Here is a 21,181-nt window from a genome sequence, read left to right as displayed (position 1 = left end):
CAGCTAAGCCTGGCCGGCGAAAAGTAGCCAAATGATGAGCCCAGGCCGTAGCCCGGCGTCATCGTTCGCTTTGGGCGATGCGTTTGCGGAGGCCCGCCAGTGACTCGTCGGCCATCAGCGCGGGCAGGCGCGGCGCGTCGGCCTCGATCTGCTGGAGCACCTCCGGCTCGGCGCCGTGGAAGCGGCTCCAGGCGCGGACCACCTCGGGCATGGCGGAGACAGCCGCGTCCGTCAGGATCGCCTCGCGCGGCAACCAGGAGGTGAGGAACCGTGAGACCCGGGCCGGACTCCACCACAGGGGCCGATCGCCCACGAACTCGACCAGTTGCTCGAACGCCTCCTGCGCTCCCGGCAGGTCTGGCAGATCCAGGAACCGGGACAAGGTGTCATCGGGCGCCTGCCGTACCGGATCGGGGACGGTCTGCGCACGGGCGAGCGCCAGTGGGCGGACGGCGGGCAGGCTCTCGGCGATCGGTGCCCCCATGACGAGGTCGGTCATCTCGAACGCGTCCAGTACCCGCCCCGCCACCACCGCCGGATCCGCCGGTCGCAGGTCCAGATCGTCAAGAAACTTCGGCTCCTCGACTGTCGCGTCGACCGCCAGCCCGCCGTTGACCTGGTCGATGCCGACGATCAGGACGTGCGGTTCCTTGTCGTCGGGGTAGCGGAAGCGCAGGGCGGCCAGGGTCTGCTCGCCGTAGCGGTCGGCCTTGCCGTACCACGCCTGCTCACACTCCACCTGCCCCATTCGCCCGACCCACTCGGGCAGTCCCCGCGCGGCCTCCCTCCCGGCCTCACGCAGCGTCTCCCGAAGCGTCTTATCTCCTACCGGCTCCCGCGCGGCCGTCTGTCCGGCGGCGCTTCGCTCCGCCTCATCGCCCAGAATCGCGGTCTCGACGTCGTCCGGGGCGGTCTCCACTGCTTCCAGAGCCGCGGGCTCCACGGTGGCCAGGGCGGCGAGGGTGAGCCGCGCCTCCGGGCTGCCGTCTTCGGTGAGCTGTCGTACGAGCGGCTGGACCTCCGCCGGGCGCAGCGTGGCCGTGAGCCGGGCCGCCCAGAGCTCGGTGCGCAGTGGTGAGCGCCACCTGAGCAGGTCGCGGGCCTGGGTGATCGCCGTGGTGTACGCAGATGTGCTCACCCTCCGACCGTATCGCCCCAGTGGGTCCGTCTGGTTCGCCAAGGTTGCGCTGGCAGCGGACCCACCCCGACGGCGGGCGACCCCTGGCGACGGGAGCGCACACGCGGGTTCGACACGAGGGCTGGACAGGCGCCGGTTCCACTCTGATATGTTACGTACGTTCAGTATGAACTGAACGTACGAAACTTCCACGGAGGCAGGATGCCGACACAGGATGAGCTCGAGTTCGTGGACCACTTCGGCCTGTTCTTCGAGACCGCCGGCGGCAGCCGTACGGCAGGCCGGATGTTCGGGTGGTTGCTGATCAGCGATCCCCCAGAGCGGTCGATCACCGAACTGGCCACCGTGTTGCAGGCCAGCAAGGCGTCGATCAGCACGGTGGTACGCCAGATGCAGCAGGCCGGCTTCGTCGAGCGGGTGCCCGCTCCGGGTTCGCGGCAGCACCACTACCGGCTCAAAGAGGGCGGCTGGCTGCAGATCGCCCAGGCCCGGCTGGGCTTTCTGACCACCGGCAAGGACTTGACCCGGCGTGGCATGAAGCTGGTCTCCGGTGACCCGGCGCGACAGGAACGGCTGCAGGAGTTCGCTGACTTCCTCGGCTTCATGGAGAAGGAGTACGGCGACGAGATGATCCGTCGCTGGGAGGCCTACCGCAGAGGAGAGCGGTCATGACGACGAATGTGATCGCGGTTTCCGGCTTAGTGAAGCGATTCGGCCGGGCAACGGTTCTGGACGGGCTGGAGCTGAATGTCGCGCCTGGCGAGGTGCACGGCTTCCTCGGCCCCAACGGCGCCGGGAAGACCACCACGGTTCGTGTTCTGCTGGGCCTGCTGCGCGCCGACTCCGGCGCCGTTCGTCTGTTCGGCGCCGACCCCTGGGAGAGCGCGGTGGCGTTGCACCGCAAGCTGGCCTACGTTCCCGGCGATGTGAACCTGTGGCCGAACCTGACCGGTGGTGAGGTGATCGACCTGTTCGGCCGCCTGCGCGGCGGTATCGACCGGGCTCGCCGCGCCGAGCTGCTGGATCGGTTCGGCCTCGATCCGAAGAAGAAGAGCCGCACCTACTCCAAGGGCAACAGGCAGAAGGTGGCGCTGATCGCCGCGTTCGCTTCTGACGTGCCGCTCTACATCATGGACGAACCCACATCCGGTCTGGACCCGCTGATGGAGGCGGTGTTCCAGGAGTGCGTGCTCGAGGCCAAGCAGGCGGGCAGAACGGTCCTGCTCTCCAGCCACATCCTGGCCGAGGTGGAGGCCCTGTGCGACCGGGTCAGCATCGTGCGCGACGGCCGGACCGTCGAACACGGCACCCTGGCCGAACTGCGCCACCTGACCCGGACCAGCATCACCGTTGAGACCGCCACCCCGCTGAGCGGCCTGGCCGACCTTCCCGGTGTGCACGATCCGTCGGTGAACGGAACCAAGGCCACCCTGGCCGTCGACACCGCCGAACTGGACCATGCGATGGGATACCTGCATCGGTTCGGCATTCGCTCCCTCGCCTGCGCGCCTCCGACGCTGGAGGAGCTGTTCATGCGCCACTACGACCGCTCCTCCGGCGGGCCGGCGGATCAGGTTGGAGCGGCACGATGAGCACCGCCCCTCTCCTTGTGCCCCGCCACGCGTCCTTCGCCGAATCCGCGTTCGCCGGGACGTGGTCGGCCGTACGGCTCATCTTGCGCAGGGACCGGATCCTGCTCCCGGTGTGGATTCTCGGTCTCGCCGCGATCACTTCGAGCACCGCGGCCGGTGTCATCGGGTTGTACTCCTTGGCGGCCGACCGGCAGGAGTGGGCCGACGGGGTCGCGGGCAATCCGATGGAACTCGCGCTGGTCGGGCCGATCTTCGGCTCGAGCAGCGGCGCGATCATCAGCTGGCAGGTCGGCGTGCGAAGCCTGCTCGGCGCGGCGCTGGCCAGCCTGCTCATGGTCATCAGGCACACCAGGACCGAAGAGGAGACCGGCCGCCGCGAGCTGCTCGGCTCCACGCCGTTCGGCCGCCACGCTCAGCTGGCCGCGGCGCTGCTGGTCACCGCGGTGGCAAGCTGCCTGGCGGGTCTGCTGACCGCGGCGGCGCTGGCCTGGCTCGGTCTTCCGCTCGCCGGAGCGCTCGCGCTGGGAGGGGCCATCGCGAGCATGGGACTGTTCTTCGCCGGGGTCGGCGCGGTCACCGCTCAGCTGTCGGTCGGCGCGGGTTCCGCTCGCGGGATGGCTCTCATCGTGCTGGCCGTCGCGTACGTATTGCGCGCGGTCGATGATGCCGGTAGCGGCGACTCCCCTCTGTCCTGGCTGTCGCCGTTCGGCTGGGCGCACCGGGTCCGGCCGTTCGCCGGGGAACGATGGTGGGTCCTGCTGCTCCCCGTGATCGCCACGGCGGTCCTCGCCGGCGTGGCCATCGCGTTGTCAGCGCGCCGGGACATCGGCGGAGGTCTGATCGCGTCCCGCGAGGGCCCGGCTACCGCGTCCGACAGCCTGCGCGGTCCGCTCTCCCTCGCCTGGCGGCAGCATCGGACCGGCCTTGCGGGTTGGGCCGTCGGCTTCTGCTGCGCCGGGTTCGCCCTGGGCGGTATCGCGCTGAGCGTCACGAAGCAAGCGGGCCAGAGCGAGCAGCTCCAGGAACTGATCACCTATCTTGGCGGCGAGGGCCGGCCGGTGGACGGCGTCTTCGCCCTCTTCGTGTACATCCTGGCGCTCGCCGCGGGAGCCTACGGCGTACTGGCGGCGCTTCGGCCACACGCTGAGGAGGCGTCCGGACGGGCTGAACCAATGCTGGCCGCCCCAGTCGGTCGCGCTCGGTGGCTGGGCGGCCATCTGCTCATCGCGGCCATGGGCTCGGCCGCCCTGCTCGCCGTCCTGGGCCTGGCCACCGGACTCACCTACGGCCTGGCGAGCGGCGATGTGCCGGGGGAGCTGGCGCGGATGCCGGCCGCCGCGCTGGCGTACGCGCCCGCGGTCTGGGTCATGATCGGGATAACCGGTGTTCTGTACGGCGTGACGCCACGGGCCGCCACCGCGGGCGCCTGGACCATTCTCGTGCTCAACGTCCTGGTCTTCTTGATCGCGCAAGTGCCGGGGATGAATCCCTCGATCGCCTACGCCTCGCCATTCATCAACGTCCCGAAGCTGCCCGCCGCCGCGCTGTCCGTCAGCCCTCTCGCAGTGTTGGTGCTGATCGCGGCGGTGCTGGCGGCGGGTGGGTTGTTCGGTTTCACCCGCCGCCGCATCACGTGACGGACCGGACCGGCACGCGGCACCTGATCAGACTCAGTTGGATCCGACAGCTGCGCGACTGAAGGTCACTTCGAGCCGCGGTCGTCTCCGGTCAGGCCGGCCTTGCGGAGGGCTTCGGCCATGGCGCCCGAGGGGGCCGGGCGGCGTGCGCCACCGCCGCGCTGTCCGCCCTCTCCACGACCCCGCTGGCCGCCGTCACCGCGCTGCCCGCCGTCACCGCGACCGCCGCCACCTCGCGCACCGTCCCCGCGTCCGCCGGACCCGCCACCTCGCGCACCGTCCCCGCGTCCGCCATCCTCACGACCGCCGGGCGCGTCACCGCGACCGCCGTCACCCCGCGTGCCGCCTCGGGGTCCGCCGTCGCCACGGCCGGCCGTTGCTCCGCGTCCGCCGTCTCCAGCCGAGCCGCGGCCCGCGCCGCCCTGGCCGCGGGAAGCGCGGCCCTCGGAGGTGGTCTCGTCGTCCAGGCGCAAGGTCAGGGAAATGCGCTTGCGGGGGATGTCGACCTCGAGGACCTTGACGCGGACGATGTCGCCGGGCTTGGCGACGTCGCGGGGATCCTTCACGTAATTTCGGGACATGGCGGAGACGTGGACCAGGCCGTCCTGGTGTACGCCGACGTCCACGAACGCGCCGAAGGCGGCCACGTTCGTCACCACGCCCTCCAGGATCATCCCGGGCAGCAGGTCGGAGATCTTCTCCACGCCCTCCTTGAAAGTCGCGGTCTTGAACGCCGGCCGCGGGTCACGGCCGGGCTTCTCCAGCTCGCGCAGGATGTCGGTGACCGTGGGCAGGCCGAACGTGTCGTCCGTGAACTCCTGCGGCTTGATCGCCCGCAGCGTCGCCGTGTTGCCGATCAGCGTCTTGAGGTCGGTCTGGACCGAGCCGAGGATGCGCCGGACCACCGGGTAGGCCTCGGGGTGCACGCTGGAGGCGTCGAGCGGGTCGTCGCCGCCCGCGATGCGCAGGAAGCCCGCGCACTGCTCGAACGCCTTGGGCCCGAGCCGGGCCACGTCCTTCAGGGCCGCGCGGGTCTTGAAGGGGCCGTTGGAGTCGCGGTGGCGCACGATGCTCTCGGCCAGGGTGGCGCCGATGCCCGACACGCGGGTGAGCAGCGGCGGCGACGCGGTGTTGACGTCGACGCCCACAGCGTTGACGCAGTCTTCGACCACCGCGTCGAGCGAGCGGGACAGTTTGGTCTCGGCGAGGTCGTGCTGGTATTGGCCGACGCCGATCGACTTGGGATCGATCTTGACCAGCTCGGCCAGCGGGTCCTGGAGGCGGCGGGCGATGGAGACCGCGCCGCGCAGCGACACGTCGAGGTCGGGCAGCTCCGCGGAGGCGTAGGCCGAGGCGGAGTAGACGGAGGCGCCCGCCTCCGATACGACGATCTTGGTCACCGACGGCATGTGCTTGACCAGCTCACCGGCCAGCTTGTCGGTCTCGCGGGAGGCGGTGCCGTTGCCGATGGCGATCAGCTCGACGCCGTGCTTCTGCGCCAGCGCGCCCAGGACGGCCAGCGACTGGTCCCACTGCCGCTTCGGCTCGTGCGGGTAGATGGTGGCGGTGTCGACGACCTTGCCGGTCGCGTCGACCACGGCCACCTTCACGCCGGTGCGCAGGCCCGGGTCGAGGCCCATGGTCGTGCGGGTGCCGGCGGGGGCGGCCAGCAGCAGGTCGCGCAGGTTGGTGGCGAACACCCGGACCGCCTCGTCCTCGGCCGCCTGCCACAGCCGCATCCGGATGTCGATGCCCAGGTGCACGAGGATGCGGGTGCGCCAGGCCCAGCGTACGGTCTCGTTGAGCCAGCGGTCGGCCGGGCGGCCCTGGTCGGAGATGCCGAAGCGGGAGGCGATGCGCATCTCGTAGTCGGGGCTGTCGTCGGGCTCCAGCGTGACGGAGAGGATCTCCTCCTTCTCGCCCCGGAACATGGCCAGGATCCGATGCGAGGGCAGCTTGGTGAACGGCTCCCCGAACTCGAAGTAGTCGGAGAACTTCGCCCCCGCCTCCTCCTTGCCCTCACGGACCGTGGAGATCAGCCGGCCCCGACCCCAGAGCTGCTCGCGCAGGCCGCCGATGAGGTCGGCGTCCTCGGCGAAGCGCTCGATGAGGATCGCTCGCGCGCCTTCCAGCGCGGCGGCCCCGTCGGCGACGCCTTCGTTGGCGCCATTGATGACGAATGTCTCGGCCAGCGCGGCCGGGTCGAGCGAGGGATCGGCGAGCAGCTGGTCGGCCAGCGGCTCCAGACCCAGCTCGCGGGCGATCTGCGCCTTGGTGCGCCGCTTGGGCTTGTAGGGGAGGTAGATGTCCTCGAGCCGGGCCTTGGTGTCGGCCGCCATGATCTGGGCGCGCAGCTCGTCGTCGAGCTTGCCCTGAGACTCGATCGACTCCAGGATCGCCGTCCTGCGCTCCTCCAGCTCGCGCAGGTAGCGCAGCCGCTCTTCGAGCGTGCGCAACTGGGCGTCGTCGAGGGCGCCGGTGACCTCCTTGCGGTAGCGGGCGATGAACGGCACCGTCGCGCCGCCGTCGAGCAGCTCGACGGCCGACAGCACCTGCCCGTCGCGTACGCCGAGCTCTTCCGCGATCCGCTGGTGAATAGAGAGCACTTGCCTGCCTTTCGATGGTCCCGCCGGTCAATTGTGCAGGACGGTGCCGTCTTTCATGACCAGAGTGCGCGCCGGGTGCGTGATCACGGCCTCGGCCGCGCCGCTCGCGGGGACGACGACGAGGTCGGCCCGGTCGCCTGGAGCCAGCCCGTAGGCGTCGAGGCCGAGCACGCGGGCGCCGCCGTAGGTGGCCGCCTCCAGCGCGAGCTCGATGTCCTCGTCCCTGCGGAACGTGCTGCGGTAGGCCACGTGCATGGCGCGCTCGAGCATGTCGCCGCTGCCGTAGGGGCCCCACAGGTCGCGGATGCCGTCATGACCGCACGCCACCGTGACGCCCGCGGCCCGGAGCTTCTTGATCGGCGGCACCGGGAAGCTGTAGACGGCGGCCGTCGCCAGCGCCACCCCGGCCTCGGCGAAGCCCTGGGCCAGGCGGTCCTGGTAGGCCTCGTCGACCTGGCCGAGCGCGTAGGCGTGGCTGACCGTCACCCTGCCCGCCAGCCCGAGCACCCTGGTGCGCTCGGTGATGAGCTCCAGCTCCCAGGCGCCGAGCGAGCCGCCGTCGTGGAGGTGGATGTCGAGCCGCGCGCCGTAGCGCTCCGCCAGCCCGAAGACGATGTCGAGATGGCGCACCGGGTCGCGGTCGATGCCCGCCGGGTCGAGCCCGCCGACCGCCTCCACGCCGCTCTTGAGCGCCGCTTCGAGCAGGTCGGCCGTGCCGGGGTTGGTGAGCACGCCGTGCTGCGGGAAGGCGACCTGGCGCACGTCGATGGGCGAGCCCGCCGCCGCCTCCCGCACGGCCTCCACGCCGCGCAGGCCGACCAGCGGGTCGATGTCGGTGTGGGTACGGACGTGGGTGGTGCCGTAGGCGCTCATCCGCGCCAGCAGCGCGGCGACGCGTTCGACGCTCGGCACGCCCAGCCCGGCGCGGCGGCCCAGGTCGTTGCCGATGCGACCGGCCAGCGTGTCAGCGGCCGAGTGGGGCACCCAGGGCCCTCCGTAGAGGGTCTTGTCGAGATGGCAGTGAGCCTCGACGAGGCCGGGCAGCACGAGGCCGCCGGTGACGTCGAACGATTGCGCCGCGGGCGCGTCGATCCCGGCCGCGACCCGCTCGATACGACCGTCGCGGACGAGGATGTCGGCAGGCGCCTCGTGACCCCACGGCCGCCCGCCGTGGAGGAGCACATCCGTCATGCCCAGCACCCTAAAGGGCGGCACCGACGTTTCCGCGATTCCGCCCAAGGTCATTTCCCGTACGGCGAGGCGTCGTCAGATTGTGTCGAGGTGGGAGACGTTCGCCTGGTCTGTGGCGTCCGTGCTCGGTACACCGGCCAGCCAGGCGTCGAGGATCTCGTCGAGTACCACCTCGGACGTCAGCCGCAGGCTCAGCGCCAGCACGTTGGCGTCGTTCCACTTGCGGGCCCCGCCGGCCGTGTAGGCGTCGACGCAGAGCGCCGCCCGTACGCCCGGCACCTTGTTCGCCGCGATCGATGCGCCCGTGCCGGTCCAGCAGCACACGACCGCCTGGTCGGCGCGTCCCTCGCTCACGTCGCGCGCGGCGAGCTCGGACGCCCACGCCCAGTCGTCGCGTTCCTCCGGGTTGAGCGCGCCGTGCGTGACCACCTCGTGCCCGCGCGTACGCAGCAGCTTCACGACGCGCTCGGCCACGCCGTCCAGGCTGTCGGTCGCCACCGAAATCCGCATGCTCGCTCACCTCTCCGGATATGTCGGGACGGCACCCATACCGCCACCACCATGGCACCCATGCCGCCAACCATGGCGCACATGCCGCCACCACGGCACCCTTGCCGTCGCCACCTCGGCACCTATGCCGCCGCTACCACCGCAGGTATGCCCGCCACGAGCTTCACCGCGCGGAGCCGGATCGCGCAATCGGATCACGCACTCGGTTTGCCGGTTCGCCGATTTGAGTCGGCCTCCGTAACCCCGGTTCGCCGACCTGAGCCGACGGTTCACAGGCCCGAGTTGGTCCTCGTAACGCCGACCTGACTGGCGCAATGAGTGGCTATGTGCTTGGTTGTGTCGCCATATGACCATCGACATCAGTGACATTCCCGCCCTCGCCCGGGGATGTGCCGTGCTGGGCACCGGAGGCGGCGGGGACGTGCGTACCGGGTCTCTGGCGGCGATCCGGGCGATCCAGACGTATGGCCCGGTACCGCTCATCGAGCTCGCGGATCTGCCCGCGGACGCGCTGGTCGTGCCGCTGTCCGGCATCGGCGCGCCGACCGTCAGCCACGAGATGATCCACGGCGAGGACGAGCCCAGGCGGATCGCGGAGGAGATCGAGCGGATCTTCGGCCGCCCGCCGGCCGCGGTCATGTCGTCGGAGATCGGCGGGGCGAACGGTGTCGCGCCCGTCGCCTGGGCCGCCCAGCTCGGCCTGCCGCTGCTCGACGCCGACGGCATGGGGCGGGCGTTTCCCGAGGTGCAGATGGTGTCGATGTACGTGGCGGGGCTGCCTGCCGACCTCGTCATCATGTCCGACATCGTGGGGAACATCGTGACGATCCGCCCCATCGACGGCCTCTGGTCCGAGCGTCTGGCGCGCGCCGTCTGCGTGGCGGCGGGCTCGCACGCGCTGATGGCCGACTACGTGCTCACCGCCGCACAGGCACGCGGCGCGGTCATCGAGGGTACGGTCACCCGCGCGCTGGCCGTCGGCCGGGCCACCGAGGGCGCGGCGGAGCCGCTGTGCGCCCTGGCGGAACGGCTCGGCGCGGCCCGGCTGATCACCGGCAAGCTGACGGACGTCGAACGGCGCACCACCGGCGGGTTCGTCAGGGGTAGGGCCACGATCGAGGGCACCGGTGACGACCGGGGCCGCACGCTCACGCTGGAGCTCCAGAACGAGAACCTCGTCGCCCTTGAGAACGGCCGCCCCAGGGCCATGGTGCCCGACCTGATCACCGTGGTCGACACCGAGACGGCCGCCGCCGTACAGACCGAGAGTCTGCGCTACGGCCAGCGCGTCACGGTGCTCGCCTGGCCGTGTGACCCGCTCTGGCGGACGCCCAAGGGGCTGGAGACGGCGGGGCCGCGCGCGTTCGGCTACGACCTGGAGTACGTGCCGATCGAGGAGCTGGCGAAGGGGGAGCCGCGTGACTGAGGGCGCGCTGCGGATCGGGATCGACGTCGGTGGCACGAACACGGACGCCGTCGTGCTGGACGCCGCCGACCGGGTGGTGGCGAAGGCCAAGCGGCCGACGACGCCGGACGTGACCGAGGGGTTACGGGCGGCCCTGGACGCGGTGCTGGTCGACGTGGCGTCGTGGGAGCGGATCACCCGGGTCATGCTGGGCACCACGCACGCGACCAACGCGATCCTGGAGCGCAGGAACCTCGGCCGGGTGGCCGTGCTCCGGCTCGGCGCGCCCGCGACCACCGCCGTACCGCCGCTCTCCGACTGGCCGGACGACCTGCGCAAGGCCGTGTCCGCCGGTGAGGTCATCGTGCCGGGCGGACACTACGTCGACGGACGGGAGATCGGCCCGCTCGACCTCGGCGCGATCCGCCGGTTCCTGGACGGCGTACGGGCCGACGCCGTGGCGGTGACCGGGGTGTTCAGCCCGGCCAGCGCCGACCACGAGCGGGCGGTCGAGGAGCTGGTCCGGAACGAGTACGGGCTGCCCGTCTCGGTGAGCCACGAGATCGGCTCCCTCGGGCTGCTGGAGCGGGAGAACGCGACCGTGCTCAACGCCGCCCTGTACGGTGTGGCGGCCCATGTGACCGAGGCCCTGGTGACGGCGCTGGCCGAACGGGGGCTGGGGGCGCGGCCGTACCTCGCCCAGAACGACGGCACGCTCATGACGGTGGCGCACGCCGCGCGGCTGCCGGTGTCCACGATCGGCTCCGGACCGGCGAACTCGCTGCGCGGGGCGGCGTTCCTGTCGGGGGTACGTGACGCGATCGTGGCCGACGTGGGCGGCACCTCCACCGACCTGGGCGTGCTGGTCGGTGGCTTCCCGAGGGAGTCGGCGGCGGCGGTGGAGATCGGCGGGGTGCTGACGAACTTCCGGATGCCGGACATCCTGGCCATCGCCCTGGGCGGCGGCACCGTGGTCCGAACGGGCGGGGGCAGAGCGCGGGTGGGGCCGGACTCGGTGGGGTACCGGATCGCGGAGGAGGCGCTGGTCTTCGGCGGCGCCACGACCACGGTCACCGACGCCGCCGTGGCGGGCGGCCGCGTCCCGGCGAACGCCGCCGACTGGCGCGAACGGCTGGAAGCCGCCACCGACATGACGGAAACATTCCGCGACACTCTGCAAAGCGCGCTGGTCGTCGCCGACGCCATGGTGATCGACGCCGTGGACCGGATGGCGCTCGGCCGGGCCGACCGTCCGCTGGTGGCGGTGGGTGGCGGCGCCTTTCTGCTGCCCGCCGAGATCCCCGGCGTGAGCGGCGTCATCCGTCCCGAGCACGCCGAGGTGGCCAACGCCGTTGGTGCCGCTATCGCCCTCGCGAGTGGCAGAGTCGATACGATCTTGCCTGCGGGCGAAAGCCGGGCAAAGGCGATCGAAAGAGTCAAAGAGGAGGCGGCGGCTCGTGCCGTGGCGGCGGGTGCGGACCCGGCCAGGGTGGAGATCGTCGACCTGCTCGAGGTGCCGCTGAGCTACCTCTCAGAACCCGCGGTGCGGGTACACGTCAAAGCCGCCGGACCTCTGTCCCGGTGACAGATCGAAAGGACTCCCCACCCATGCGCTGGCACAAGCGTCTGCTCGTCGCCGGGGTCACCGGGGCCGTGGCCATGACCGCAACCGCGTGCGCGGGCGGCCAGGTACGCGGTGCGGACCGGACACCGAGGCCGAGCGCCATGACGAGCGAGTCCGCCGTCGCCGCCACCAAGGCCAACGACGCCACCTTCGTCTACGCGCCCAACCTCGACGTGGTCACCGACTGGGACCCGGCGACCTCGTACTCCAACGAGATCATCGCCATGTCCAACATCTACGAGGGCCTGACCAGGTACAACACCCAGTCGCAGAAGCCCGAGCCGCGTCTGGCCACCGAGTGGACGTCGGCCGACGGGGGCAAGCAGTGGACGTTCAAGCTGCGCCAGGGCGTGAAGTTCCACACCGGCGCCCCCATGGACGCCGAGGCGGCCAAGAAGGCCATCGAGCGCACGATCAAGATGAACGCGGGCGCCGCCTACATCTGGGGCTCGGTCAAGACGATCGAGACGCCCGACCCGGCGACGCTGACGTTCAAGCTCAAGTACGCGGCTCCGCTCGACCTGATCGCCTCCTCCGGCTACGCCGCCTACATCTATGACACGGCCGCCGCCGACAAGCTCAAGGACGGCAAGACCGACGCCGGCACCGGCCCGTACACCATCGACACCTGGCAGAAGGGCAAGGAGACCGAGCTCACGCTGAAGGCGTACGAGGACTACTGGGGCGGCTGGAAGCCCGAGCAGTACAAGAAGATCGCCTTCCGGGTCACCCCCGAGATCACCACCGCCTGGCAACTGCTGCAGAAGGGCGAGGTGAACTTCGTCGAGCGCCTCAACCCGCAGCTGTTCGAGCAGGCGAGCGCGACCCAGGGCGTACAGACCTCGCAGACGCCGTCCTTCCAGAACCTCCTGCTGCTGTTCAACACCGCCACCGGCCCGATGAAGGATGTCAAGATCCGGCAGGCGCTCCAGCTCGCGCTCGACTACGACGGCCTCGTGGCGGCGCTGAAGGGCGCGGGCAAGAAGAGCACCGGCCTGGTGCCGCAAGGCCTCATCGGCTACACCGCCAACATGGAGCCCAAGCAGGACCTGCCCAAGGCGCAGGCGCTGCTGGCCGAGGCGGGCTACGGCCCCGACTTCCCCGAGCTGAAGCTGAAGATGACCTACGCCCAGGGCGACGAGGACCAGAAGCTCCTGGTGACGCTGCTCAGCTCGGCGCTGAAGCAGCTCAACGTGCGCCTGGAGGCCAAGCCGATGGCCTGGAACGCGCAGTGGGACCAGGGCAAGAAGCAGGGCCAGGACATCTTCGTCATGTACTGGTATCCCGACTACGCCGACGCCTACTCGTGGTTCCTCAACGTGTTCAGGAGCGCGGACAAGCCGCAGTTCAACCTCTCCTACCTGAAGAACGCCGAGATCGACAAGGAGATCGACGCGCTGCCGCAGCTCACGGCCACCGACAAGTTCGCCGCCGAGCAGTCGTACGCGACCATCCAGAAGCAGATCATCCAGGACCAGGCCGCGGTGGCGGTGCCGTACGTGCAGACCTACCAGCGCGCGCTGACGGCGGACGTGCAGGGGTACGTCGACAACCCGGCCTATCCCAACGTGGTCTTCTTCTACGATCTCAAGCCCGCAAGCTGAGCCGTGCCGCGCTATCTGGCCCGCCGCCTCGGCCAGGCCGTCCTGGTCGTGGCCGGGGTGGTCGTGCTGACGTTCGCCATCATGCGGCTGGTGCCCGGCGATCCGGCGGTCGCGTTCGCCGGGCCGAAGGCGACGCCCGAGGAGCTCGCCGCGGCCCGGCTGCGGTTCGGGCTGGACGACGCGATCCCGGTGCAGCTCTGGAACTACGTCAGGGACCTGGTCACGGGCGACTGGGGCACCAGCCTGCGCACTCGGCAGCCGGTCCGCGACGACCTGCTGCTCGCCTTCCCCGCCTCTCTGGAGCTGGTCGGTACGGCGCTGCTCATCGCGATCGCGGTGGGCATTCCGGTCGGCGTGCTCGCAGCCCGCTATAAGACGAAATTTCCGGACTTTGGGGTGCGGGTCGCGAGCATGCTGGCCGTCTCGGTCCCGGTGTTCTGGCTGGCCCTGACGCTGCAGACGGTGTTCGCCAGCAACCTCGGCTGGTTCCCGGTCGCCGGAGAGTACGACTCGACGCTCGACACCACCAGCCCGCTGACGCTCTGGACCAACATCACCATCGTCGACGCGCTCATCACCGGCAACTGGCCGATCTTCACCAGCACGCTCGAACACCTGGTGCTCCCCGCGCTGGTCGTGGCGGCCTACCCGGCGGGCGTGATCGCGCAGATGACCAGGGCGGCGCTCATCGAGGAGTCCGGCCAGGACCACGCCCGGCTGGAGCGGGCGCTCGGTTTCGGGGAGACGTCGATCCTGACCAGGTTCGCGCTGCGGCCCGCGCTGAACCCGGTGCTGTCCCTGATCGCCCTGGTGTTCGCGTACGCGATCGTGAACGGGTTCCTGGTCGAGGCGGTGTTCAACTGGCCGGGGCTGGGCCGGTACGCCGTCGAGTCGATCCACAGCCTCGACACCCCGGCCATCGCGGGCGTCACGCTGCTGGTCGCGATGGTCTATGTGCTGGCCAACCTGATCGTGGACCTCCTCCAGGGCGTGGTGGACCCGAGAGCGAGGGCCCGATGAGCGAGGGGCTGACGAGCCAGGAGGGCCGCTTGGAGCCGCGTCCCGAGGACGCTCCGGAGCCGGTGCGGTTGCGCCGTACGCTGCCGAAGATCACCGACCGTTTTGCCGCCGCCGGGGCGGTGCTCATCGTGCTCATCCTGCTGGCCACGATCCTGGCGCCGTGGCTCGCGCCGTACCCGGTGGACCGGCTCGATCTCGTCAACACGCTGCTCCCGCCGAGCGGCGCGCACTGGTTCGGGACCGACAAGGTCGGGCGCGACGTGCTCACCCAGGTCCTGTACGGCGGGCGGACCTCTTTGACCATCGCCGTGGCCGTGCTGGCGATGTCGGCGGTCGTGGGCGTCACGCTGGGCGTGGTGGCGGGCTATGCCGGCGGCTGGGTGCGGGACGTCATCATGCGCGTCACCGACGTCTTCCTGGCCTTCCCCGCGCTGCTGCTGTCGCTGGCGCTGGCCGTGGTGCTGCAGCCCAGCGTGACGACCGCGATCGTGGCCATCGCGGCGACCTGGTGGCCCTGGTACGCCCGGCTGTCCGCCTCCGTGGCGGCCTCCATCTCGACGCGTGGGTACGTGGACGCGGCCCGCTGCCTGGGCGTGCCCGCGCCCATGATCGTCCTGAGACACGTCCTGCCGAACTCGCTCACCCCCGTCCTGGTCCAGATCTCCCTCGACGCGGGCGGGGTGATCCTGACCGCCGCCGCGCTGTCGTACCTGGGGCTCGGCGCGCAGGAGCCGACGGCGGAGTGGGGGCTGATGGTGGAGCAGGGTCAGACGCTGTTCACCACGAACTGGTGGGTCGTGACCTTTCCCGGTCTGGCGATCCTGGTGACGGCGTTCGCCTTCAACGTGCTGGGGGAAGGGCTGCGCAACGCCCTGGACCCGCGAAGGGTCGTGAAGTGATCGAGGTCAGGGATCTTCAGGTGCGGTACGGAGAGCGGCTGGTCGCCCACGTGCCGGAGCTGGACGTGCGCGCGGGGGAGTGCGTGGCGATCGTGGGGGAGAGCGGGTCGGGCAAGTCGACCACGCTGCTCTCGCTGCTGGGCCTCACCGAGGGCGCTCACGTGTCCGGAAATATCCGGGTCTGTGGGGTTGAGGTGCTCCAAGCCCCGGAACGGCGGCTCCGTGAGATCAGGGGCGCCAGGGTGGCGCTCGTGATGCAGTCACCCCAGGCCGCACTCAGCCCCACGACCCGCCTGGGCACCCTGATGCGCCGCGCCCTGAAGCTGCACGGCCTGAGCGCCGACCGGATCATGGTGGAGGCCGTTGAGGCGGTCATGCTCGATCCGGGCATCCTGCGCCGCTATCCGCACGAGATCTCCGGCGGTCAGGCGCAGCGGTTCGCGATCGCGCTGGCCATCGCGCTCGGCGCCGAGGTGATCCTGGCCGACGAGCCCACCAGCGCGCTCGACGTGACCGTGCAGGCCGAGGTCGTCGGCGTGCTGCGGCGGCTGCGCACCGAGCGCGGCCTGGCCCTGTTGCTCGTCTCCCACGACCTGGCGCTGGTCTCCACGATCGCCGATCGGGTGCTGGTCATGAAGGACGGCGCGGTCGTGGAGAGCGGCCCGGCCGCCGGGGTGCTCGCCGAGCCGTCCCATCCGTACACCCGTGAGCTGCTGGAGGCGCTGCCGTGACGATGCTCAGGGCGGAGGGGGTGACGCTGGGGTACGGCAAGACGCCGGTCGTGCACGACGTCACGCTCGACCTCACCGACGGCGGCGTCGGCCTGATCGGGGAGAGCGGCTCGGGCAAGACCACGCTGGCGCGGGCCTTCCTGGGCCTACTAACCCCCACATCAGGAAATATCTGGTACGGCCAGCAAACCCTGAAAAAAGCGGACATGAGGGCGTTTCGCAGAGACGTCCAACCGGTCTTCCAAGCCGAAGCCCTCGACCCCAGGATGCGCGTCGGCGCCTCCATAGCCGAAGCCCTCCCCAGGAACGCCAGGCACCGCGTCCCCGAACTCCTGGACCAGGTCGGCCTCTCCCCGGACCTGGCCACCAGACGCCCGCACCAGCTCTCGGGCGGCCAGCGCCAGCGCGTGGTCATCGCCAGGGCGCTCGCGGTCGGCCCCCGGCTGCTCATCCTCGACGAGCCCACCAGCGCGCTCGACGTGACCGTCCAGGCCAGGATCCTCGACCTGCTGGCCGGCCTCGACACGGAACATCTGCTCATCACGCACAACCTGGCCGTGGTCGGCCGGCTCTGCCGCACCTCGCACGTCATGTTCGCGGGTCGCGTCGTGGAGTCGGGGCCGACGGCCGACATTCTGGCCAGGCCCGCGCACCCGTACACGCTGGCGCTGCGTGACGCCGTACCGAAGCTCGGGGGAGAGCCGCCCGTGGCCAGGGGCAGGACGGAGGCCCGGCCCGCGGAGACGGGCTGCCCGTTCCGGCTGCGCTGCCCGCTGGCCGTGCCGGAGTGCGCGACGGCGCCCGCGCTCAGGGAGATCGACGGCCGTCAGGTGGCCTGCCACCGCGCCGAAGACGTTCTGGGCTGAGCACGCTCACCCAGCTGGGCCGGGCTGAGGGCGCCTACTTGGCCGTGCTGTCCGCGAAGCGGCCCTGGAGGTGGGTGCACAGGTCGTCGGAGAGCTTGGACAGCAGTCGCTCCAACTCGGCCCGCTCCTCCGTGGGCCAGTCGGCGATCGCGGCGTCGAACCAGTCGACGGTGATGCGGCGGCATCGGGTGGCCGCCTCGGCGCCCTCATCGGTGAGCGCGATCCGCCAGGCCCGGCCGTCGTCGGGGTCCTTGACCCGGGACAGCAGCCCGCGCTGCTCCAGCGACGAGACGTGCCGGGTCACGTGCGGGCTCTCCACCTGCAGGCCCTCGGCGATCGCGCCCACCCTGCGCGGCTCACCGGCGTCGAGGAGATAGACGAGGATCTGCACGTCAGGACGGTCGAGCCGGACGCCGGCCGCCTGGGTCAGCTGATCATGCGTCTTGGCGCGGTTGAGGGTGGTCACCAACCGCCTGAAGGCCGACACCGTCTTGCTGAGATCTTCACCCATCGCTTTGATTACCTAACTTACGTATGTATCATCGTCTCTCGGTTACTTACCCAAGTTATCTAAGGAGCCGACATGGCGACAATCGTCGCTTCCGCGCCGCCTGAGACGTCCGAGCGGAGCCCGTGGCCCGCGGTGGTCGCGCTCGCGTTCGCGGCCTCCATCGCCGCCTTGCAGAACACGGCCGTGGTCCCCTTGCTTCCCGTGCTCCAGCGCGAGCTGCACACCTCGCTCTCCGCCGTGAGCTGGACGCTCACGCTGAGCCTGCTGGTCGGCGCGGTGTCCACGCCGTTGCTGTCCAGGTTCGGCGACATGTACGGCAGGCGGCCGATGATCCTCGGCGCGCTGGCCCTCCTGGTGATCGGCTCTGTCATCGGGGGACTGGCCACCTCGTTGCCGTGGCTGCTCCTGGGCCGGGTCCTGCAGGGATTCGTGGCGGCGCTGGTGCCACTGGCGATCGGGGTGGTCCGTGACCTGCTGCCCAGGCAGCAGCTGGCCACCGGCATCGGGGTGCTCAGCGCCACGATGGGGTTCGGCAGCGGGGGCGGGATGATCCTCGCGGGGCTCGCCTCGGGTGACTACCACGCCGTGTTCTGGATCACCGCCGCGATCACGGTGGTCGCCGCGGTGATCGTCGCCTTCCTGGTGCGCGACCGGGCTCCGGGTCGCGGCGGGCGGCCGGACCTGGCCGGGGCGTTCCTGCTGACCGTGTGGCTGGTCGCGCTGCTGCTGGCCATCAGCGAGGGCGGATCGTGGGGCTGGGGCTCGCCGGGGGTGATCGGGCTGTTCGCGGCCGCGGTGGTGGTCGCGGTGGTCTGGGTGGCGGTCGAGCGGCGGGTGGCCGAGCCGCTGGTGCAGATGTCGATGCTGGTGCAGCGCGGCACGGTCGGCGCGACGGTGGCCTCGATGCTGCTCGGGTTCGCCTTCTTCACCGTCATGACGGGCATCTCGGGGTTCACCCAGGCGCCGGCCTCGGGGCTGGGGGCCTCCACCTTGGAAGTGGGGTTCTACCTGCTGCCCAGCACGCTGTTCATGCTGGTGATCTCGCTGTTCGCCGGGCGGTTCATGCGCAGGTTCTCGGCCTCGTCGATGGTGGCGGCCGGTGCCGGGGTCGTCGCGCTCGCGGCGGTCTGGCTGGTCTTCGCGCACCGGACCGGGGGTGACATCTACGTGGCGACGTCGCTGCTGGGCATCGGGCTCGGGGTGGGCTACGCGGCTCTCGGCACCATGGCGGTCGAGCACGTCGCCCCGGACAAGACGGCGCTGGCCGCCGGGGTCAACGCGCTGGTACGCATCGTGGGCGGCAGCACCGCGGGCGCGGTCATCGCCGCCGTCCTGGCCGCTCAGCCGGGCGTACTCGGATATCAGTGGGTCTTCGGGGTGGCCGCCGTCGCGGGCGGGGTGGCGGCGGCCTTCGCCGCCGTGTTCGGCCTGCTCAACCGCCGTGTGACAGTCGTGGCAGCCTGAACAGGACAGCCCGTGCGGCCTGGGGGCGCTCTCAGAGCGCCTTCAGGCCGCTGATCACCTCCAGCAGCACCGTGGCGTCGGGCGCGGGGCGCGGCGGCTCGACCTGAACGAGCTGCTGCGCGTGCAGGTCGCCGACGAGCACCCGGACCACACCGATGGGCAGGTTCAGCTCGGCGGCCACGTCCACGAGCCGGGTCGGTTTCGTGCACTTCTGCATGATGATCAGATGTTCGGGGCCGAGCCCGGCGGGCGGCGTCAGGCCGCCGGCCGTAATGATCACCGCGATGAGGTCGATGGCCTTGCTCGCGGGGACGGTCCGGCCCCTGGTCAGTAAGTAGGCGGGGACGATAGGACCAGCGTCCTCGTCCAGCCACCGCTCGTCATTCACTGGGCACCACCCGCATGGGCCGGGCGGCGGGCTCCTTGGCGCGGCTCTCCGGCTCGGCCGGCGGGTCGCTCACGTGTTCTGCCGGGATCAACACGATCGCGGTGGTCCCTCCATATGGTGAACCGCGTAACGTGACGCGGATGTCATGCCTGGCGGCCAGGCGGGAGACGACGAAAAGGCCGAGCTCGTCACTGTCGGCCAGGTCGAACTCCGGTGGGCTGGCCAGGCGCTCGTTGCACTCGGCCAGCTTCTCTTCGCTCATCCCGAGCCCGCGGTCCTCAACCTCGAAGACGAAGCCGCGGGCCGCCGCCTCGCCGCGCACGACGACCGTGGTGTGCGGCGGGGAGCTGACGGTGGCGTTCTCGATGAGCTCGGCGATCAAGTGAATCACATCTCCGACGACCGGACCGGCCAAGCGCTGCCCGGGCATCGGCTCGACGGTGACGCGCTGGTAGTCCTCGACCTCGGCCGCCGCGCCACGCGCCACGTCCAGCAGCGGCACGGGCTTGCTCCAGCCGCGGCCGGGGGTGGCGCCCGACAGGATGATCAGGCCCTCGGCGTGCCGGCGCATGCGGGTGGTCAGGTGGTCGAGGCGGAACAGGTCGTCGAGGGCGTGCGGGTCCGTCGTACGGTGCTGCATGCCCTCGAGCTGGATCCGCTGGCGGTGCAGCAGGGTCTGGCTGCGCCTGGCCAGGTTGCGGAAGACGTGGCCGACACCGTCGCGCAGCTGCGACTGCCCGACCGCGGCCTCCACGGCCGTCTGCTGGACGGTGGAGAACGCCTGGCCGACGTCGGCGATCTCGACGGTCGTGCTCGCCACCGACAACTCGGGCACCTCGACCTTCTCACCCTTGCGCAGCTTGGCCACCACCTGCGGCAGCCGTTCCTGGGCCACTTCGAGCGCGGCCTGCCGGAGTCCGAGCAGTTCCTTGGACAGCCGCGTGCCCATCCGCAGCGAGAAGGCGATCGACACGATCACCAGGACGAAACACGTCCCCGCCAGCACGAACGACTGGTAGAGCACCGAGTCCGCCACCGGCTCCGCCCGCGCGGAGAGCATCGTGCTCGCCTGCATCTGGGCTTCCTGGAACGACTTGGCCAGCGTGTCGGCCGTGGTCAGCCAGGACTTCGGGGCGCCGCCCGCGATGATCTGGTCCTCCATGAGCCGCATCCGCTGATAGGCGGCCGAGGTGATCAGCGACACCTGCGTGTCGCGCAGGCGCGGGTCGAGCTCGTCGAGCGCCTGGTCGATGAGGAAGCGCCGGTTGCCGACCCACTGGGTGAACAGCCTGCGCTCGGCGACCGTGGTCGGCCCGACCGCGATGGCCTGCTCCCTGGTGAGCAGCTCCTTGGCGTACCCCATGTCGATGACGATGCGCGACTGCTCGTAGATGGGGATGTCGTCGATGAACGCCACCCGCCGGTGCAGGCCGAAGAGCGCGTCGGTCATCGCGTTGTAGGACTCGACCGCGCGCAGGCGGTCGGACAGGCCCGCGTCGATCTCGGCCCTGACCGCGTCCAGCCGGTCCATCTGCGTGAGTACGGAGTCGACCTGGGTACGGATCGTCTCCGAGGAGTTCATGGACAGGCTGGAGAGCTTCTTGAAGTCCGCGTCGGCCACGTCGGTCTTGGTGCGCTGCGCCGCGGTGGCCGACCGGTCGGCCGGACTCCCCGTACGCAGCAGCTTCACCGAAGCCAGGCGCTCGCGCTGGATCTCGTTGATGAGCTTGTACGCGGGCAGCCGCAGGTTGGTCCAGAGCGTCTTGTACTGGCGCAGTTCCAAGCTCTGGCTCGCGCTGACGGCGGTGATGACTCCCCACAGCACCACCATCGAGGCAAGCGGAACCAGCAGTAGGCCGATGATCTTCATGCGGATCGTTCGGCTACGACCCATGGCACCTCATTCCGGTCGGTCCCCTGCTGGCAACCCCGGACGGGACAAGCCCAGAGGATAGCAATTCGATCTCTGGATTGGCTAATTTTTCGGGACTTTTG

At 70.5% G+C, this 21,181-nt stretch carries 18 protein-coding genes; 11 read left to right on the top strand and 7 right to left on the bottom strand.

What is annotated here, in order from left to right; translation table 11 throughout:
• Nucleotides 1-58: 58 nt before the first annotated feature.
• Nucleotides 59-1,138 carry a hypothetical protein gene (locus AB0B64_RS16225; protein WP_358178134.1) on the bottom strand — a complete coding sequence of 360 codons (1,080 nt, stop codon included), beginning with the start codon at nt 1,136-1,138 and terminating at the stop codon, nt 59-61.
• A 201-nt stretch (nt 1,139-1,339) separates the two neighbouring features.
• Here AB0B64_RS16225 and AB0B64_RS16220 point away from each other — a divergent pair, with 201 nt between their 5' ends.
• From AB0B64_RS16220 to AB0B64_RS16210, 3 genes are read left to right on the top strand one after another with little or no spacing between them, the layout of a single operon-like run.
• Nucleotides 1,340-1,810: a MarR family transcriptional regulator gene (locus tag AB0B64_RS16220; RefSeq protein WP_358178131.1), complete on the top strand. Its 471-nt coding sequence runs from the start codon at nt 1,340-1,342 to the stop codon at nt 1,808-1,810.
• On the top strand, nt 1,807-2,730 hold the full coding sequence (locus AB0B64_RS16215; RefSeq protein ID WP_358178128.1) for an ABC transporter ATP-binding protein: 924 nt from the start codon (nt 1,807-1,809) through the stop codon (nt 2,728-2,730). The genes AB0B64_RS16220 and AB0B64_RS16215 overlap by 4 nt, the downstream gene beginning before the upstream one ends.
• Nucleotides 2,727-4,367, top strand: coding sequence for an ABC transporter permease (locus tag AB0B64_RS16210; RefSeq protein ID WP_358178125.1), 1,641 nt, complete (start codon nt 2,727-2,729; stop codon nt 4,365-4,367). Before AB0B64_RS16215 ends, AB0B64_RS16210 begins: the two co-directional genes overlap by 4 nt.
• A gap of 65 nt (nt 4,368-4,432) precedes the next feature.
• On the opposite strand, the gene AB0B64_RS16205 is transcribed toward AB0B64_RS16210, so the two are convergent.
• From AB0B64_RS16205 to AB0B64_RS16195, 3 genes are all read right to left on the bottom strand, one after another.
• On the bottom strand, nt 4,433-6,973 hold the full coding sequence (locus AB0B64_RS16205) for a Tex family protein (RefSeq protein WP_358178123.1): 2,541 nt from the start codon (nt 6,971-6,973) through the stop codon (nt 4,433-4,435).
• 27 nt (nt 6,974-7,000) lie between these two features.
• On the bottom strand, nt 7,001-8,164 hold the full coding sequence (locus AB0B64_RS16200; RefSeq protein WP_358178120.1) for an amidohydrolase: 1,164 nt from the start codon (nt 8,162-8,164) through the stop codon (nt 7,001-7,003).
• A gap of 75 nt (nt 8,165-8,239) precedes the next feature.
• Nucleotides 8,240-8,674, bottom strand: a complete 435-nt coding sequence (locus AB0B64_RS16195) for an RpiB/LacA/LacB family sugar-phosphate isomerase (protein ID WP_358178117.1) — start codon at nt 8,672-8,674, stop codon at nt 8,240-8,242.
• Between the two features lie 346 nt (nt 8,675-9,020).
• On the opposite strand from AB0B64_RS16195, the gene AB0B64_RS16190 reads away from it, so the two are divergent.
• From AB0B64_RS16190 to AB0B64_RS16160, 7 genes are read left to right on the top strand one after another with little or no spacing between them, the layout of a single operon-like run.
• On the top strand, nt 9,021-10,100 hold the full coding sequence (locus AB0B64_RS16190; protein WP_358178114.1) for a DUF917 domain-containing protein: 1,080 nt from the start codon (nt 9,021-9,023) through the stop codon (nt 10,098-10,100).
• Nucleotides 10,093-11,664 (top strand): hydantoinase/oxoprolinase family protein, encoded by a 1,572-nt coding sequence (locus AB0B64_RS16185; protein ID WP_358178111.1) that lies wholly within the window; start codon nt 10,093-10,095, stop codon nt 11,662-11,664. The genes AB0B64_RS16190 and AB0B64_RS16185 overlap by 8 nt, the downstream gene beginning before the upstream one ends.
• 23 nt (nt 11,665-11,687) lie before the next feature.
• A complete protein-coding gene (locus AB0B64_RS16180; protein WP_358178108.1) occupies nt 11,688-13,307 on the top strand; it encodes an ABC transporter substrate-binding protein in 1,620 nt (539 codons plus the stop codon).
• 3 nt (nt 13,308-13,310) lie between these two features.
• Entirely contained in the window at nt 13,311-14,327 is a 1,017-nt protein-coding gene (locus tag AB0B64_RS16175) for an ABC transporter permease (protein ID WP_358178105.1), read from the top strand.
• Nucleotides 14,324-15,226, top strand: coding sequence for an ABC transporter permease (locus AB0B64_RS16170; RefSeq protein WP_358178102.1), 903 nt, complete (start codon nt 14,324-14,326; stop codon nt 15,224-15,226). Before AB0B64_RS16175 ends, AB0B64_RS16170 begins: the two co-directional genes overlap by 4 nt.
• Nucleotides 15,223-15,957, top strand: coding sequence for an ATP-binding cassette domain-containing protein (locus tag AB0B64_RS16165; RefSeq protein WP_358178099.1), 735 nt, complete (start codon nt 15,223-15,225; stop codon nt 15,955-15,957). Before AB0B64_RS16170 ends, AB0B64_RS16165 begins: the two co-directional genes overlap by 4 nt.
• Before the next feature lie 2 nt (nt 15,958-15,959).
• Nucleotides 15,960-16,823, top strand: coding sequence for an ABC transporter ATP-binding protein (locus AB0B64_RS16160; protein WP_358178702.1), 864 nt, complete (start codon nt 15,960-15,962; stop codon nt 16,821-16,823).
• A gap of 34 nt (nt 16,824-16,857) precedes the next feature.
• Here the strand turns inward: AB0B64_RS16160 and AB0B64_RS16155 are convergent, their stop codons facing one another.
• Nucleotides 16,858-17,334 (bottom strand): MarR family winged helix-turn-helix transcriptional regulator, encoded by a 477-nt coding sequence (locus AB0B64_RS16155; RefSeq protein ID WP_357955914.1) that lies wholly within the window; start codon nt 17,332-17,334, stop codon nt 16,858-16,860.
• Nucleotides 17,335-17,406: 72 nt separating this feature from the next.
• Between AB0B64_RS16155 and AB0B64_RS16150 the strand changes: the two genes are divergently transcribed.
• Complete coding sequence (locus tag AB0B64_RS16150) at nt 17,407-18,798, top strand: MFS transporter (RefSeq protein WP_358178096.1); 1,392 nt, start codon at nt 17,407-17,409, stop codon at nt 18,796-18,798.
• Nucleotides 18,799-18,829: 31 nt separating this feature from the next.
• Here AB0B64_RS16150 and AB0B64_RS16145 read toward each other — a convergent pair whose 3' ends face one another.
• Nucleotides 18,830-19,186 carry a DUF742 domain-containing protein gene (locus AB0B64_RS16145; protein WP_357644254.1) on the bottom strand — a complete coding sequence of 119 codons (357 nt, stop codon included), beginning with the start codon at nt 19,184-19,186 and terminating at the stop codon, nt 18,830-18,832.
• Nucleotides 19,179-21,080: a nitrate- and nitrite sensing domain-containing protein gene (locus AB0B64_RS16140; protein ID WP_357955909.1), complete on the bottom strand. Its 1,902-nt coding sequence runs from the start codon at nt 21,078-21,080 to the stop codon at nt 19,179-19,181. The genes AB0B64_RS16145 and AB0B64_RS16140 overlap by 8 nt, the downstream gene beginning before the upstream one ends.
• Between the last annotated feature and the right edge of the window lie 101 nt (nt 21,081-21,181).

Origin of the sequence: Nonomuraea sp. NPDC049129, from assembly GCF_040648495.1 — a bacterium.
In the GTDB taxonomy this organism is placed as follows: domain Bacteria; phylum Actinomycetota; class Actinomycetes; order Streptosporangiales; family Streptosporangiaceae; genus Nonomuraea.
Note: the sequence above shows the minus strand (reverse complement) of the source record. Positions and strands in the feature narration are given on the sequence as shown.